The following is a 14178-nucleotide window of genomic DNA, read 5'->3' on the forward strand; positions in this document are numbered from 1 at the left end:
TTTCCCTTATGTCTGGTTGCGTAAAGGTGGTTCGGTCTGGCTGCTGAAAGAACGACAAGGGTGCCATGGCGGCGCATGCCGATCTAAAGGACATTCGCTGGCCGTCGTTTCACGGGCCCTTGCCGGTCCCGTGGCGGCAAAAAGGCAGATTGCCGAGGCCAACTTCAGAATCGGCCTGGCGTCAGGTACCCGGCGGACACTGTCTATGGAATCTTGGCGGTATCCGTTGTGTATGAAGTCTGCGAGCTGAATTTAAAAAAGGAACACAAATTAAAACGGCTGCCAGCCAAAGGAAACGGAAATGTTACTTAGCGGATATACCATGGAAATTTTTCGATCGAAATGCAATGCCGGAGCCCAGACCCTGCACTGTTTCGCCCATCTGCACGATGATGTCGCGGCGGTTCTGCCGTATCTGAACACGGTGCTCGGCGGTTTCAGCTACATACAGCAGCCACCTTCTCTGACTTTGAAGAACTCCGGTAAACTGATCACCATTCACCCGCGTAAAATCGCCGTCAATGCCCTGCAGGACGAGGAACAGGCGGAAAAGATTGTCAACTGGCTGCAGCGGGAGATCAACAGCGCCTGGGAAAACCGGGAAGACATCGAACCAAGTGTGGAAGGGCAGAAGCAACCGGCCTTGCTCGATGTCCTGAAGCTGCTGCCCAAAACCAACTGTAAAGAATGCGGTGAACCGACCTGCATGGTCTTTGCCGTGCGGGTTATCGAAGGGGCAAAGGACCACACCAACTGCCCGTCTCTACAGGGGGAGAAGAAGGAGGCCCTGGCAAACTACCTCGCTCAGTTTCACTTCGATTAATCTGGTCAATGGCAAGTACGCTACCTACGCCTCCAGCCACTCCAGACGGCAAGACCGCTTTCATCCCGGAGCAGCAGTACCTCATCGCCTTTTTTTACTTCCTTGACAATTTGAAGTGCGGCGTCAAAAAATCCATCTATCACTCACTGTTTTCTCGCCTGTTAAGAGAGTCCGGCAGGGTTTCGACGAAGGCGCGGATTTCATCGCGCACCTGACGATAGCAGTTACGTTGCTCTTCAAGGCTGGCTCCTTTTGCCGCCAGCTCCTTTGCCATCGCAGGTGGATCGGTGAAGCCGACATGCAGCTTTTTTTGTCCCCCCGGCCAAAAGGGGCATGTCTCACGGGCGTTATCGCAAACGGTGATCACCGCATCAAAGGTCATATCTTTAAGAGTATCGATATGCTTCGAGGTGTGTCTGGATATATCAATCCCGACCTCGGCCATAACCTCGACCGCCGTTTGATTCAGGCCATGCGTTTCGATACCCGCGGAATATGGTTCGCTAGAATCGCCTTTAAGTGTTCGGGTCCAACCTTCCGCCATCTGACTGCGGCAGGAATTGCCGGTACAGAGATAGAGGATTTTGAGTTTGGGTGCCATGTTCCTCACCTTTTCCTTGAGTTTGCCGGCTGTTTAGCCATGCACTGATTTTTTCCTTTAGCTGATCCCTGACCTGTATGCGCTGGATATCAGGCTGGGAAAAATGGCTGGACGATGAAATAGATGCCGAGCAGACCGATCATCGTGCCCGCCAGACGCCTGAATACCCGGCCGCCCTGCTGCCAGCTGCTGCTTATGAGGAGACGCTTGACCATGGCTGTCGAACTGCCGGCAACCACTATGGGAAGACAATGGCCGACAGCAAACAGGAGTATAAATGTCACGCCGGTGAAGACCTTGTCCTGCACGGAGACGATGGCAAGGATCGGGGCGATGAAACCAAAGGTGCAGGAGCCGGACAGCACCCCATAGGCCAGACCGAGAACAAAGGCCCCGGAGAGACCTTTCAGGGTTAACCTGGCCATGAGGCCACCGGACATCGAGCATTTTGCCACCCCGAGCATATCAAGGGCCACCCAGAGCAGCAGCAGGCCGATGACTATGGTCCAATACGGCCCGACATCACCGAGCATGCGGCCGAGCAGCGAGCAGACGACGCCGATAACGGCAATGGTGATAAACAGCCCGGTGGTAAAAACGACAGCATAGAGGGTTGCCTTGCGTCCTTCGACCAGATGATTCTGGCCGCCGACATAGCCGATAATAAGTGGAATGGAGGCCAGATGGCAGGGGCTGAACAGCACACTGACCATACCCCAGAGAAAACAGCCGAGGGCTCCCAGCAGGAGGCCCTGGCCCATCCATGCATTGATAGTGAGAAAGACCTGATCCATGAAGTTATTTGACTCCCAATTTTTCAAGTTCGGCAATTATCGACGCTTTGTCCATGAACCCTTTGTGCCTGGCCATTTCTTTACCCTCGGCAGTGGAGAAAATCTGGATAGGAATAGCCCGGATATCGTATTTTCGGGCGGCTTGTGGATTACCCAGACATCAATAAAGACAATGGCTGCCCAATCCTGGTACTCCTTCTCCAGTTCTTCCATTATCGGCGCCATCATTTTGCAGGGTTTGCAACTTTTATATATTTTTGCTTTATCAGCTTCTTAATGGATGCTGTTACTTTTTCGAAACATCGACCATATGGCAAAGTGTTGTAATGGTGTATAACACAGGTATCACCGCGTGTGGATTAATAGTTGCAAGATGATTGTCCTATTCCGCAGCTGTGTCAAAACCATGAGGTCAAAATGAACTGCTTCAAGCCCATTGTACTGTTTCTGCTTCTGCTTGCTTGCCCATCCATCGCCATGGCGGAAAACCCAAAGACATCGCTGCGCGCCGGGGTCGCGAGCATGATTACGCCGGTTAGTGCTGTCAAATATTATTACCAGGCTGTTGATTATATAGGGAAAAAACTGGGAGTCCCGGCGGAGATGGTGCACCGGACCACCTATGATGAAATTGACGTCATGCTGGAAAACAGGGAGGTGGATTTCGCCTTCATCTGTTCTTCTCCCTATGTTTTAGATAACGAAAAATTCGGCGTGGAACTGTTGGTGGCGCCACAGGTCAACGGCAAGGTTCACTACAATTCGAATATTATCGTCCACAAGGATAGTGAAATTCATGAGGTTGAACAGCTTCAGGATCGTACCTTTGTTTTTGTCGATCCAAAATCCAACAGCGGCAAGCTCTATCCCACCTACCTGCTGGCTAAACGGGACCACACCCCGGAGAGTTTTTTCCGGTCGCAGCTCTATAGTTACAGCCACAACAAATCGGTTGAATTGGTTGCCAAAAAACGGGCGGAGGGAGCGGCTGTCGATTCGATAGTCTATGATTTTATGGTGGCAACCGGCTCCCCTTATGCCGAGCAGACCAGGGTTATTCACCGCTCACCACCATTCGGCATCCCGCCGGTGGTTGTTCCCCTAGATCTGCCATTGTATCTGAAACAGTCGCTGCGTACCGTCTTTCTCGAGATGCATACGGACCCTGAAGGTAAACAGATACTTGAACAGATGCGAATCGAAAAATTCGTCGAAGTACCTGATGCCAACTATGATTCCATCAGGGCTATGCGTGCATTTATTGCTAATAATGTCGCCGATCATGTTGCCGATCTCGAATTTGTTGCCAACCTTCCCGGCCAAAACGAGTCACCAGGGGATGTCATTTATTTTGGCGTTCTGCCAAGAGACAACCCGATTCTCGCCTATGAACGTTATCAGCCGTTGATGGATTATCTTACCGATACAACGGGAATTAAAACGGAGCTGCACCTCGAGAAAAGTTACCAGGAGGTGGTCAACAGTCTTGGCCAGGGCAAGACATCTTTTGCTCTGCTCGGGCCGCTGACCTATCTCGATGCATATAAACGGTTTGCCGTAGTACCCATCGCCAGGGGCAAAACAGCCAAGGGAGAAACTTCTTATCGCAGTGCTCTCGTCACTGCCGGCGACAGCGGCATTGATGATCTGTCGCAGCTGAGGGCGAAACGTTTTGCCTTTGCGGCACTCTGGTCGACCTCGGGCAACCTCATTCCCCGATACATGCTGGCTCAGTCAGGGATTCATTTAAACCACCTCGGTGCCTACCACCATTACAGCTATCATGACACGGTGGCTAAAAAAGTCATCAGCGGGGAATTCGACGCCGGCGCCTTGCGGCTGTCAACCGCCGAGCGCTACAATGTGCACGGGCTGAAGATAATAGCTACCTCCGACCCGATCCCAACCGGGCCTGTTGTCGTTTCACCGAAAACACCGTACCTGGTAATGCGAAAGGTGCAGAGGGCCCTGCTCGGTATGAGCAGCGATGAAAGAGGCAAAAGCATACTGCAAAAACTTGATCCTGATCTGCAGGGCGGCTTTGTCGTCGCTTCTGATGCCGATTATTTTGCCATCCGTAACATGATTAACGATGTGCCGAAAACCTGCGGCATTGACTGTCATCCGAACATTTCTTTTTAATCGAGAAGCGTCATGCGATTTTCCCTGCAGACAAAATTCATCCTGGTCACCTTTCTCGCTGTGTTCGGTATTACCTCGGTCATCAGCCTGGTGACTGCCGCTAAAACCCGCTCGGCGTTATATTATGCCACCGAAAAACAGGGTCGTATACTTGCCCAGACGGTCAGCGCGCTGATCATCAACGAACTCATTTATGAAAAACTTGGCCTGGTCGAAGAGGGCGGCCTGATAGACAACTACATGCGTGATCTGCACCAGCGAAGCGATATCGCCCTGCACTTTGTCGCCGTGCTGGATAATGGTCTACGGGTCATTTCGCACAGTGATTTCAAAGAGTTCGGCAAAACCTACGATAGCAGTTTTATCCGCGATGCCCAAAAGGTCGATGCTGTCCGGGTAAGAACAACCGCCGGCGATGGACAAGCCCCGGCCTCCCTGGAGTTTGTCTCGCCGTTGTCGATTGAAGGCAAACGCTGGGGCTTGCTGACCTTTTCCCTCTCGCTTGAGGAAATGGAGCAGGAAATGCAGGCGATGATTGTGCAAATTATCGCCCTTTCCGCCCTGGCGCTTATCATTCTTTTTGCTCTCATCTATCTGCTCAGCAGGCGGTTTATCAAACCTATCATCGATCTCTCCGCGGCGATGGGTGAGGTCGAAGTGGAAATGGGTGAAAAGACCGTTCCGGTTTCCGGCAACGATGAACTGGCCCGTCTTGGGGAAAGCTACAATGAGATGGTTCGGCGGATTCGCAGGGCCAATGAGGAAATGAAGCTGGCCCATGAAAAACTGCTGCAATCCGAGAAGCTGGCGACGCTTGGGGTGCTGTCGTCGAGTATCGCCCATCGTATCAACAACCCCCTCGGCGGCCTGTTCAACTGTGTCAGCATGCTGCGCCGGCAGGGCGATGATGCCGACTTTAGGAAAGATTATCTCGCCCTGATTGACGAGGGACTGCAGAGTATCAAAGAGACCGTCGGCCAGTTATTGTACACGGTCGGCACACGTCAGGGGGAAGAAAAAAAATCGGACGTGGCCGCCGTTCTCGCCAGTGTCCTGAAGTTTCTTGATCACCGTCTGAAGAAACAGAATATTTCTTTTCGGGAAAACATTGAAGCAGGGCTTGTTGCCCCCATTGCCCCGCATGACCTGGAAGAACTGTTTCTCAATACCATGCTTAACGCCATTCAGGCCATGGATGGCGGCGGCGAATTGCAGGTTACCGCCACTCGGATAAGGCAGCAGATCGCCATAGACGTCAGCGATACCGGGGTCGGCATCCCCGAAGATCAGGTCGCCCATGTCTTCGACCTCTTTTACTCGACCAAAGAGGCCGGGGAGGGGACCGGTCTCGGTATGTGGATGACCTATGAACTGGTAAAAAAATATCAGGGAAATATCTCGGTGAGCAGCCGGGAAAACATCGGCACGACAATATCCTTACTGATTCCGGAGGGGATATGAAACATTCCATTCTTCTTGTCGAAGACGAAAAAATAGTCAGGGTTTCCCTGGCAGATGCACTCAGGGCGGAGGGGTACACGGTTCTCCCCGTCGAGGATGGCGGCAAGGCGATGAGCGCCCTGGCAGAGGCCGAATTCTCACTGGTTATCACCGATATCCGTTTACCCGAGGTCAGCGGCATCGAAATACTGCGCAAATGTCTTTTTGAGGCGCCGACCACCCCGGTCATCATGATGACCGCCTTCGGCACCATTAAAGACGCGGTCGAAGCGATGCGCCTTGGCGCCTTCGATTACATGACCAAGCCCTTTGATCTCGATGAGATGCTTCTCACGGTCGACAAGGCTCTCGAGTTACAGTCGCTCACCAGTGAAAATATCCGCCTGAAAAAGGAATTGAGCAGGTACTGGGGCGCCCCCAATATAATCGGCGAGAGCAAGGCGATGCAGACCATTTTCGGTCTGCTCGATAAGATCAGCAGGACCGACTCAACGGTGCTCATTCTCGGAGAATCCGGTACCGGCAAGGAGTTGATCGCCTCGACCATACATTACCAGAGCAGCAGGCAGAAAAAACCCATTATCCGGGTGAATTGTGCAGCACTTCCCGGGGAGCTTATCGAGAGCGAACTGTTCGGCTATGAGAAAGGCGCCTTCACCGGGGCGGTAGCTCGAAAACCAGGGCGTTTTGATCTCGCCGACGGCGGCACGATCTTTCTCGATGAGATAGGGGATTTGCCCCTGCTCACCCAGACCAAAATCCTCCGTGTGCTGGAAGAGCGCACCTTTGAACGTCTCGGTGCGACGCAATCCTCTGCGGTGGATGTGCGTATTATCGCCGCGACCAACAAGGATCTGGAAAAAGAAATCGAAAAAGGCCTGTTTCGCGAAGATCTTTACTACCGGTTAAATGTCATTCCCATGGTCATGCCGCCTCTGCGGAAAAGAATAGATGACATTCCCCTGCTTATCCATGCCTTTGCCAGAAAATTCAACGATCAGCTGGGCACCGATATCTCCTTTGACCCTGAAGCGATCCAGTTTCTGATGCAGTACACCTTCCCCGGCAATGTCCGGGAATTGATGAACGTCATTGAGCGCTGTATTGCCCTGGCAAACGAAACGATTATTAGACGCACCGATCTGCCCGGCCATATTGCCGGCAGCCGCAACCAAAAGACACCGCTGGCGACACTCCAGGAGGTTACCACCGAGGCCGAAAAGAATCATATCGCCCAGATTCTCAGACTGACTGACGGCAACCGATCAAAGGCCTCGGCTATCCTGGGGATCAGCCGAAAAACCCTTTGGGAAAAGATCAAAAATATCGGCTTGGTCGCTGACTGATCCCGGACATAATTTTAATCCTCTCAATGGATGTGTCTTGTTGTTTCGTTTGTGTAACGCTTTTCTCCTCAGCTATGGTAAAAAGTAAGATTAACAGTCTGTAATTATTTATAAATTACACTTTTTATCGTTGTTTTGTTCTGCCCGGTCCGTCTCGCGAAGTACCAATTGTCCGAAATTATTACTTATTCGACAGCGTCCGATAAAAAAACGTTTCGCTTTGGTAACAGATACCCAGCTCGTGGCTGTGGCATGAATAATGCTATGACCATGTGGTAACTAGTGTGCTGTCCAGAGACCAAACTCAACAAGATGTGCGGAGGTTGCTATGAAAATTAAAAGGAGGGACTTTCTTAAGCTGTCGGCAATAGCAGGAGCAACTGCAGCTTTAGGCGGGTGTGCGCAGTCTGATCCAGGAATGAACGCCTTTGCCGCCAGTTCGAAGAGCAATAAAAAAATAGGCGAAGGCCCCGGTGAGTGGAAGCCGACCACCTGCCAGGGGTGTACCACCTGGTGTCCGGTGGAAGTATTCGTGCAGGATGGCCGGGCAGTAAAAGTGCGGGGCAACAGGTACTCAAAGCAGAATGACGGAAAAGTCTGTCCACGGGGCCACCTGTCCCTGCAGCAGGTGTATGATCCCGATCGGCTCAAAGTGCCGATGAAGCGTACCAATCCGAAGAAAGGTCGCGGGGTTGATCCGAAGTTCGTGCCGATCAGCTGGGACGAGGCGTTGAATACCATCGCCGACAGGATGATCGAACTGCGCAAAAATGCCGAACCGGAGAAGTTCTGTCTGATGCGCGGCAGATATACCTATATGCGCGATATCATCTATGATGTGCTGCCGAAAATTTTCGGCACACCCAATAATATTTCGCACAGCTCCACCTGTGCCGAAGCGGAAAAATTCGGCTCTTACTATACGGAAGGACTCTGGGACTATCGGGATTATGATATCTCCAATTCAAAATATATCCTCATCTGGGGCTGCGACCCCGTGGCCAGTAATCGTATGGTTCCGGCCACTATCAAGAGACTGGGCGATGCTCTTGACCGGGCCACTGTGGCGGCCGTCGACCCGCGCCTGACCACCAGTGCCGCCAAGGCCAGCGAATGGCTGCCGCTTATTCCCGGTACCGATGGCGCCCTGGCCCTGGCTATGGCCCATGTCATTCTTACGGACGGCGCCTGGAACAGAGAGTTTGTCGGCGACTTTACCGATGGTATCAATCGTTTCAAGTCCGGCACGATGGTCAAGGAAGCGGACTTCGTCGAGAAGGAAACCCATGGATTGATCAAATGGTGGAATATTGCCGTTAAAGACATGACCGTCACCAAGGCCGCCAAGATCTGCGGCATACCGGCGGAGCAGATTCTTCGTGTTGCACGGGGCCTGGAGAAAGCGGCGCCGCATGTCGCCGTCTGGATGGGACCGGGTGCGGCAATGCAGGCCCGCGGCGGTTATTCGGCCATGGCCGTACATGCCCTGGCCGGACTTCTCGGCAGCGTGGACAACGTCGGTGGTTCATTGCAGGCCGCGAAAATCCCGGTCAATAAAATGGACGGCGATATTCTGAAAAAGCACCAGGATGACCTGGCCAAGAAACATTCCAAACTGGAAAAGATCGATCAGCGCGGCCGCCTCGAACTCCCGGCAATCAACAAAGGAAAATCCGGTGGAGGTGTTTCCACCAATAACGTACCCACGGGCATCTTGAACAAGGACCCCTATGAGCTCAAAGTAGTTGTCGGCTATATGAACAACTTCGTTTTTTCCTCTAATGGTACCAACCGCTGGGAAGAAGCCTTGTCATCCATTCCATTTACCGTTCATCTGACCACCAACGCCTCCGAATTTACCATGTTTGCCGATATCGTTCTGCCCTGTGCGATAAGTAAATATGAGCGTTACGGGTTTGTCAAAGCAAAGGCCAATCGCTACGCTACCTGTACTCTGCTGCAACCGGTTGTCGAACCCATCTGGGATGTGATCCAGGATGAATCGGAATTTCCGTTCCTGCTGGCTGAAAAATTCAAGGAACGCGGTTTCCCCAACCTGTATGACTGCCTGGTTGAGATGTACTCAGATCCGGAAACAGGAGCAAAAGCGAAGGATTCCAAGGAATTTACCGTCTTTGCCCTGAAGTATTACACCCAGCCGTTGTGGGATGGCAAGAAAGACACCCATGGCGATAAGATCAATGGCTGGAATGACATGCTGGAAAAAGGCATGTGGAACTCAGAACCCTATAAGTACAAAGCACACTGGGGCGGCAAGTTCGCTACCGAGACGAAAAAGTTTGAATTTTACAGCGAGACCCTGAAAAAAGCCCTCACCGCTCATGCCGAAAAACACAAGGTGGATGTGGACACGGTCATGGCCAAAATTAATTACACCGCCCGCGGCGAACTGGCTTTTGTACCACACCACGAGCCGCCGATGCGGCATGGCAGCGAGAAGGACTTCCCCCTGCTGTTTATCGATTATAAGTCCCGCCTGAACCGCGAGGGAAGAAGTCAGAACAGCCCATGGTATTACGAGTTCAAGCATGTCGATCCCGGTGATATCGGCGGGCAGGATACCGTGCGTATCCATCCTGCCGACGCAGCAAAATTCGGCATCAAGGACGGCGACAAGGTCAAACTCACCTCGATGGGCGGCAGCGGCGAATGCTTCGTCCGGGTCTGGGAGGGAGTGCGGCCCGGCACGGTGAGTAAGTCCTACGGCCAGGGACATTGGGCATACGGTCGCACGGCGACCGGTGATTTTGCCGGGAGTGCCACCAGAGGCGTCAACAACAACACTATCATTCCATGGGAACTGGAACGGCTGTCCGGCTCAAATGCTCGAAACGGCGGCCATGCTGCGGTTCGTATAGAGAAGATCTAGGGAGGAGGACTGAATAATGAAACAATATGGAATGATAATCGATCTGAGAAAATGTGTCGGCTGCGGCGCCTGTGCGCTCGCCTGCAAAACCGAAAACAATACGGCCCTGAGAAAAGATGGCCAGACCTATAACTGGGCTGATTTTATCCACGAGACCAGCGGCACCTTTCCCAATACCAAGTTCAGGACCATCCCGGTGCTGTGCAACCACTGCAGTAACGCCCCCTGTGTCGAGGCCTGCCCGGTCGAGCCCAAGGCGATGTTCAAGACGCCCGACGGCATGACCATGCACAATGATGAACGGTGCATCGGTTGCCGTGCCTGCCAGGAGGCCTGTCCATACAGCATGGATGAGGTGATGAAGGATGGTGCTTTTGGGCAATACAGCGTCATCAGTTACAATGCGGAGGGAGAACCGACGCAGCCGTTTTTTACCGATGCGACCGAACTCATCAAGGGATGCTCGGCCTCAGGGGCGGAGCTGGCTGCCCTGACCAAGTCGACGCCTCCCCATGCAACAAACTACTCTCACCCGGATTATGACAATGTGCGGCGGGACAATATCGTCGAAAAATGTATTTTCTGCGATCACCGGGTAAAGAACGGTCTCCTGCCGGCCTGTGTCGAGGCCTGCCCATCGGCAGCCCGGGTTTTCGGCGATCTCAACGATCCTGCAAGCGAACCAGCAAAACTGCTGCAAAAACATGCGAGTGTCGTGCTGAAAGAGGAAGAGGGCACACAGCCCAATGTGCGCTATATTCGGGAGTATTCGGCGAGATAAGAGCTGGTTTTACCTGCGGCACCACCGTCCTGTCGGGGGTGCCGCGTCATTGTTTACTGTATGGATTATGACCTTATGAACAACCCGGAAGAAGTTCTCCATCGCGGCAACTGCTTCAAGTTACTGGCCGCCTGTTTCTACGAGCCGGATAAGGAGATGTTTCTGGAAGAACAGCTCTGCGACAATCTGGCGCTGCTGCTGCAATCCCTCTCGCCTGCTGCTGCTGCCGAAGCCGAGGCCATGCAGGTTTGGCTGCAGAATACGGCGCAGGAGCAGCTCCGCCTGGATCATGCCGCACTCTTTGTCGGTCCCTTTGAACTGATCGCCGTACCCTACGGTTCGGTCTATCTGGATAATAATAGACGGGTAATGGGCGATTCAACTCTCAGCACCCAGCGCTTTTACCAGGATGCCGGACTCCTGGTGGAGATGAAGGAGCCGCCCGACCATATCTCCATTGAGCTGGAATTCATGTACTTCCTTTGTGCCAAAGAGGCCGAGGCGCTCGCACAGGGTGCGCTGGATGAAGCAATGCGACTGCAGGGAATACAGGCGGAGTTTTTCCTGAAAATGATGGCCTGGCTGCCGCAATTCTGTGAGCTGGTCCGTGCTGGTGCCGACACCGAATTTTACCGGGCGGTGGCCGGCTGTCTGGATAATTTTTACGCATCGTGCCGACGCGTCTATACCGGCAACGACACAATAAATTAGTGCATGACGATATTTTCGCTGCTGACCAAAACAGCTGGAACGACACCGGTTGCCGAGATCGTTGCCGGCCGATGTTTACGCGGGCGATTGAGCAGTTTTGACTGCACCCGGTGTCTTGACAGCTGTGCGGCAAAAGCCCTGTCTCTGCAAAACGGCAAGATACACATAGACAATACAAGGTGTACCGGCTGTGGCAGGTGTACAGCGGTTTGTCCGGCGGAGGCACTGGTCTTTGCCGGTTTCGATCTCTGCCGCATGCTGGACGAATACGATTCCTTTGCCGATTATGTATTCAACTGCCCCCGGCAAAAACAGGCTTTCCCGAAGGAGTTACCGCTGCCCTGCATCGGCGTTTTGTCCATTGAGGCACTGCTGTCTATTGCCTTGAAAGGCAATGGCCCGGTCTATTTCAACCTTCTTGCCTGTCCGGACTGCCCTCAATTTGAGGGAGTTGCGGCGTTTGTCGAGACTCTCGACCGTCTACAAAAAACACTTGCCCCTCATCTTGGCACTGACCTTCGGGCGATACGTGCAGCCGCCCAACTGCCCGGTGTCCTGCCAGGAGACAGAAGGTCTTTTCTGCTCGGCCTTGGCAGCAACGTTGTCTCGCTGGTGCAAAGCCACTACGCCGCGAAGTCACCCCTGTCAAAAAAACAATCAACCAGGGCAACCAGTCGCCGGCTGCCTGAAAAAACCGCCTTACTGGAAAAGGTCCTCATGGCGCAAGACAGTGCCCTTGTCCCGACACTTCTGGCGCAGTGCACCCCGACACTCTCCCTGAACGATTCCTGCACTCTCTGTCCGCGCTGTACGGGGATGTGTCCGACTGGAGCAATCAAGCTGGTGCGGCAGGAGGACAACAGTAAGCAGCTCTCTTTTGCCGGCGGCAGATGTACCGGGTGCGGCCTCTGCGTCGCCTTTTGCAAGATGCGGGCGATTACCATTAACCCAGGTTTGATGGCGTCGAAAAGCGTTGGGTAGTAATCAACGGATTCGAGAGATTGTCCGCTTGGCTGCTTATCCTTTAGCGATCCTTTGAGCTCATCTGCCAGTCGCAGTTTAGGGCCGAATGAATTGATCACTGCCCGCTCAAGGACGTTTGCCAGTTCCCGAATGTTTCCAGGCCAGTGATATTTCTGCAGGACATCCATCACGCCGGCTGAAATGGTCTCGATGTTCTTGCCCATCCGTTTGGCAATATTTTTCACATAAAAATCGACAAGAAGGGGTATGTCCTCCAGGCGATTGCGCAGCGGTGGCATGGTAATCGGAAACTAATCGGAAAGATATTCAGGCGGTACCAGAGGTCCTCACGAAAACGACCCAGGCGAACTTCCTCCTCAAGATTGCGGTTTGTCGCAGCAATAATCCGGGTATCGACCTTAATGGTATGGGAACTGCCGAGCCGTTCAAATTCGCCATCCTGGATAACCCTGAGCAGTTTTGCCTGCAATTCAAGCGGCAGTTCTCCGATTTCGTCGAGAAACAGGGTCGCGCCGTCGGCGACCTCAAATCGTCCAATGTGCCTGGACTGAGACCCGGTGAAAGATCCCTTCTCATGACCGAACAATTCGCTTTCGATGAGGTTTGCCGGCAGAGTGGCGCAATTCACTTTGATCAGGGCTCGATTCTTACGCAGGCTCATGCCGTGAACAGCTCGAGCCAGCATTTCCTTGCCGGTTCCCGTCTCGCCCAGAACCAGGACCGTGGTGTTGCTGCTGGCAATCTGTCCGACTTTGTGGAGCACGTATTTGAGCGCTTCACTTTGCCCGATTATTTTTTCATGATTGTTTTCCAGTTTAATCTCTGCCTGCAGATAGGCCCTTTCCGCCTCAAGGAGATCTTTTAACTTTTGTATCTCGATAAGTGAAGCCTCCGCCTTTTCTCGTTTCTTTTCAGCCTCTTGTCGGGCGATGACAAGTTCGACTGTTCTCGTTTCAACGAGTTCTTCGAGAACTCTTTTTTGATCTTCCCGGTCCGTTACATCTTCAATGGCCAGCAGTATGAAGCAAAAACCTCAATAAAGGTTTGTATCTTTTCGGCATTTTTTTGCAGTTTTCATACAAATATTCGGTTTTCCAATGAAACATTATTGCCTTACCCCACTCAAGGGGGTATTGGAAAGAACACCCCTCAAGGGGTATACGTACCTTGAAACAGGGGCCGGCCTTTGCACAAGCTGGGGTCACATTTGACCAGTGGTGAAATGTGACCATCGGTTGCATATGACCTTATTTGAACTGCTATCGACAGTTTGATTCTTTCAGGGCCTCGTTGATTTTCTCATTGAAAACAAATGGATAAGCTACGGCAGGATAAAGTAACTGATTTGGCATAGAGGTTGCTTTACTCTCTTTGAAAGACAACAGCACCGACAAGTTACTCCAGGTGATCTGCCGAGTCTGCAACAAGTTTTAACGACCCGATGCTCAAAGTTTTGCAGATTAATGTCGAGTCCTACAAAGGAATTGTCCAGCTAAGCGGTTTTGTAGATTCCAGACAGGCCATTGAAAGGGCTGTACAAATCGCAGGAGAGGTGGACGGAGTTAAAGGTGTCGAGAATAGTCTGGTTGTTAAATAAGTTGGCCATAATGCGCAATCCTGCCGATTATCGGCGGATTGCGCATTA

General features: G+C 52.5%; 12 protein-coding genes and 1 pseudogene. 9 read left to right on the top strand and 4 right to left on the bottom strand.

Going from position 1 to position 14178, the window contains the following annotated elements; translation table 11 throughout:
* Nucleotides 1-301: 301 nt before the first annotated feature.
* Complete coding sequence (locus ACYQ8U_RS11870) at nt 302-823, top strand: (Fe-S)-binding protein (protein WP_459945761.1); 522 nt, start codon at nt 302-304, stop codon at nt 821-823.
* Between the two features lie 20 nt (nt 824-843).
* Here ACYQ8U_RS11870 and ACYQ8U_RS11875 read toward each other — a convergent pair whose 3' ends face one another.
* The 3 genes from ACYQ8U_RS11875 to ACYQ8U_RS11885 form a co-directional block, all read right to left on the bottom strand.
* Entirely contained in the window at nt 844-966 is a 123-nt protein-coding gene (locus tag ACYQ8U_RS11875) for a hypothetical protein (protein WP_459945762.1), read from the bottom strand.
* Nucleotides 963-1424, bottom strand: a complete 462-nt coding sequence (locus ACYQ8U_RS11880) for an arsenate reductase ArsC (RefSeq protein ID WP_459945763.1) — start codon at nt 1422-1424, stop codon at nt 963-965. The genes ACYQ8U_RS11875 and ACYQ8U_RS11880 overlap by 4 nt, the downstream gene beginning before the upstream one ends.
* Nucleotides 1425-1513: 89 nt before the next feature.
* Complete coding sequence (locus ACYQ8U_RS11885) at nt 1514-2218, bottom strand: cytochrome c biogenesis CcdA family protein (RefSeq protein ID WP_459945764.1); 705 nt, start codon at nt 2216-2218, stop codon at nt 1514-1516.
* Between the two features lie 417 nt (nt 2219-2635).
* Here ACYQ8U_RS11885 and phnD point away from each other — a divergent pair, with 417 nt between their 5' ends.
* The 7 genes from phnD to ACYQ8U_RS11920 all read left to right on the top strand — a co-directional run bounded on the left by phnD (nt 2636) and on the right by ACYQ8U_RS11920 (nt 12530).
* Entirely contained in the window at nt 2636-4360 is a 1725-nt protein-coding gene (phnD, locus tag ACYQ8U_RS11890; protein ID WP_459945765.1) for a phosphate/phosphite/phosphonate ABC transporter substrate-binding protein, read from the top strand.
* 12 nt (nt 4361-4372) lie between these two features.
* Nucleotides 4373-5821, top strand: coding sequence for a sensor histidine kinase (locus tag ACYQ8U_RS11895; protein WP_459945766.1), 1449 nt, complete (start codon nt 4373-4375; stop codon nt 5819-5821).
* Entirely contained in the window at nt 5818-7167 is a 1350-nt protein-coding gene (locus tag ACYQ8U_RS11900; RefSeq protein ID WP_459945767.1) for a sigma-54-dependent transcriptional regulator, read from the top strand. The genes ACYQ8U_RS11895 and ACYQ8U_RS11900 overlap by 4 nt, the downstream gene beginning before the upstream one ends.
* 328 nt (nt 7168-7495) lie before the next feature.
* Nucleotides 7496-10057: a molybdopterin-dependent oxidoreductase gene (locus tag ACYQ8U_RS11905; RefSeq protein ID WP_459945768.1), complete on the top strand. Its 2562-nt coding sequence runs from the start codon at nt 7496-7498 to the stop codon at nt 10055-10057.
* Between the two features lie 16 nt (nt 10058-10073).
* Nucleotides 10074-10838, top strand: a complete 765-nt coding sequence (locus ACYQ8U_RS11910) for a 4Fe-4S dicluster domain-containing protein (RefSeq protein ID WP_459945769.1) — start codon at nt 10074-10076, stop codon at nt 10836-10838.
* 75 nt (nt 10839-10913) lie between these two features.
* On the top strand, nt 10914-11549 hold the full coding sequence (locus tag ACYQ8U_RS11915; RefSeq protein ID WP_459945770.1) for a TorD/DmsD family molecular chaperone: 636 nt from the start codon (nt 10914-10916) through the stop codon (nt 11547-11549).
* A gap of 3 nt (nt 11550-11552) precedes the next feature.
* Nucleotides 11553-12530, top strand: a complete 978-nt coding sequence (locus ACYQ8U_RS11920; protein ID WP_459945771.1) for a 4Fe-4S dicluster domain-containing protein — start codon at nt 11553-11555, stop codon at nt 12528-12530.
* Nucleotides 12531-12532: 2 nt separating this feature from the next.
* Here ACYQ8U_RS11920 and ACYQ8U_RS11925 read toward each other — a convergent pair.
* Nucleotides 12533-13554, bottom strand: a pseudogene (locus ACYQ8U_RS11925) (sigma-54 interaction domain-containing protein); the annotation flags it as partial.
* A gap of 420 nt (nt 13555-13974) precedes the next feature.
* On the opposite strand from ACYQ8U_RS11925, the gene ACYQ8U_RS11930 reads away from it, so the two are divergent.
* Nucleotides 13975-14130, top strand: a complete 156-nt coding sequence (locus tag ACYQ8U_RS11930; protein ID WP_459945772.1) for a BON domain-containing protein — start codon at nt 13975-13977, stop codon at nt 14128-14130.
* Nucleotides 14131-14178: the final 48 nt, after the last annotated feature.

It is taken from the genome of Desulfocastanea catecholica (genome assembly GCF_054657295.1).

Excerpts from the sequence above, each read along its gene's own strand:
- ACYQ8U_RS11910 (WP_459945769.1), top strand. The coding sequence starts at position 10,074 with ATGAAACAATATGGAATGATAATCGATCTGAGAAAATGTGTCGGCTGC.
- ACYQ8U_RS11885 (WP_459945764.1), bottom strand. The coding sequence starts at position 2,218 with ATGGATCAGGTCTTTCTCACTATCAATGCATGGATGGGCCAGGGCCTC.
- ACYQ8U_RS11930 (WP_459945772.1), top strand. The coding sequence starts at position 13,975 with ATGCTCAAAGTTTTGCAGATTAATGTCGAGTCCTACAAAGGAATTGTC.
- ACYQ8U_RS11915 (WP_459945770.1), top strand. The coding sequence starts at position 10,914 with ATGAACAACCCGGAAGAAGTTCTCCATCGCGGCAACTGCTTCAAGTTA.
- ACYQ8U_RS11920 (WP_459945771.1), top strand. The coding sequence starts at position 11,553 with ATGACGATATTTTCGCTGCTGACCAAAACAGCTGGAACGACACCGGTT.
- ACYQ8U_RS11900 (WP_459945767.1), top strand. The coding sequence starts at position 5,818 with ATGAAACATTCCATTCTTCTTGTCGAAGACGAAAAAATAGTCAGGGTT.
- phnD (WP_459945765.1), top strand. The coding sequence starts at position 2,636 with ATGAACTGCTTCAAGCCCATTGTACTGTTTCTGCTTCTGCTTGCTTGC.
- ACYQ8U_RS11870 (WP_459945761.1), top strand. The coding sequence starts at position 302 with ATGTTACTTAGCGGATATACCATGGAAATTTTTCGATCGAAATGCAAT.
- ACYQ8U_RS11880 (WP_459945763.1), bottom strand. The coding sequence starts at position 1,424 with ATGGCACCCAAACTCAAAATCCTCTATCTCTGTACCGGCAATTCCTGC.
- ACYQ8U_RS11905 (WP_459945768.1), top strand. The coding sequence starts at position 7,496 with ATGAAAATTAAAAGGAGGGACTTTCTTAAGCTGTCGGCAATAGCAGGA.
- ACYQ8U_RS11895 (WP_459945766.1), top strand. The coding sequence starts at position 4,373 with ATGCGATTTTCCCTGCAGACAAAATTCATCCTGGTCACCTTTCTCGCT.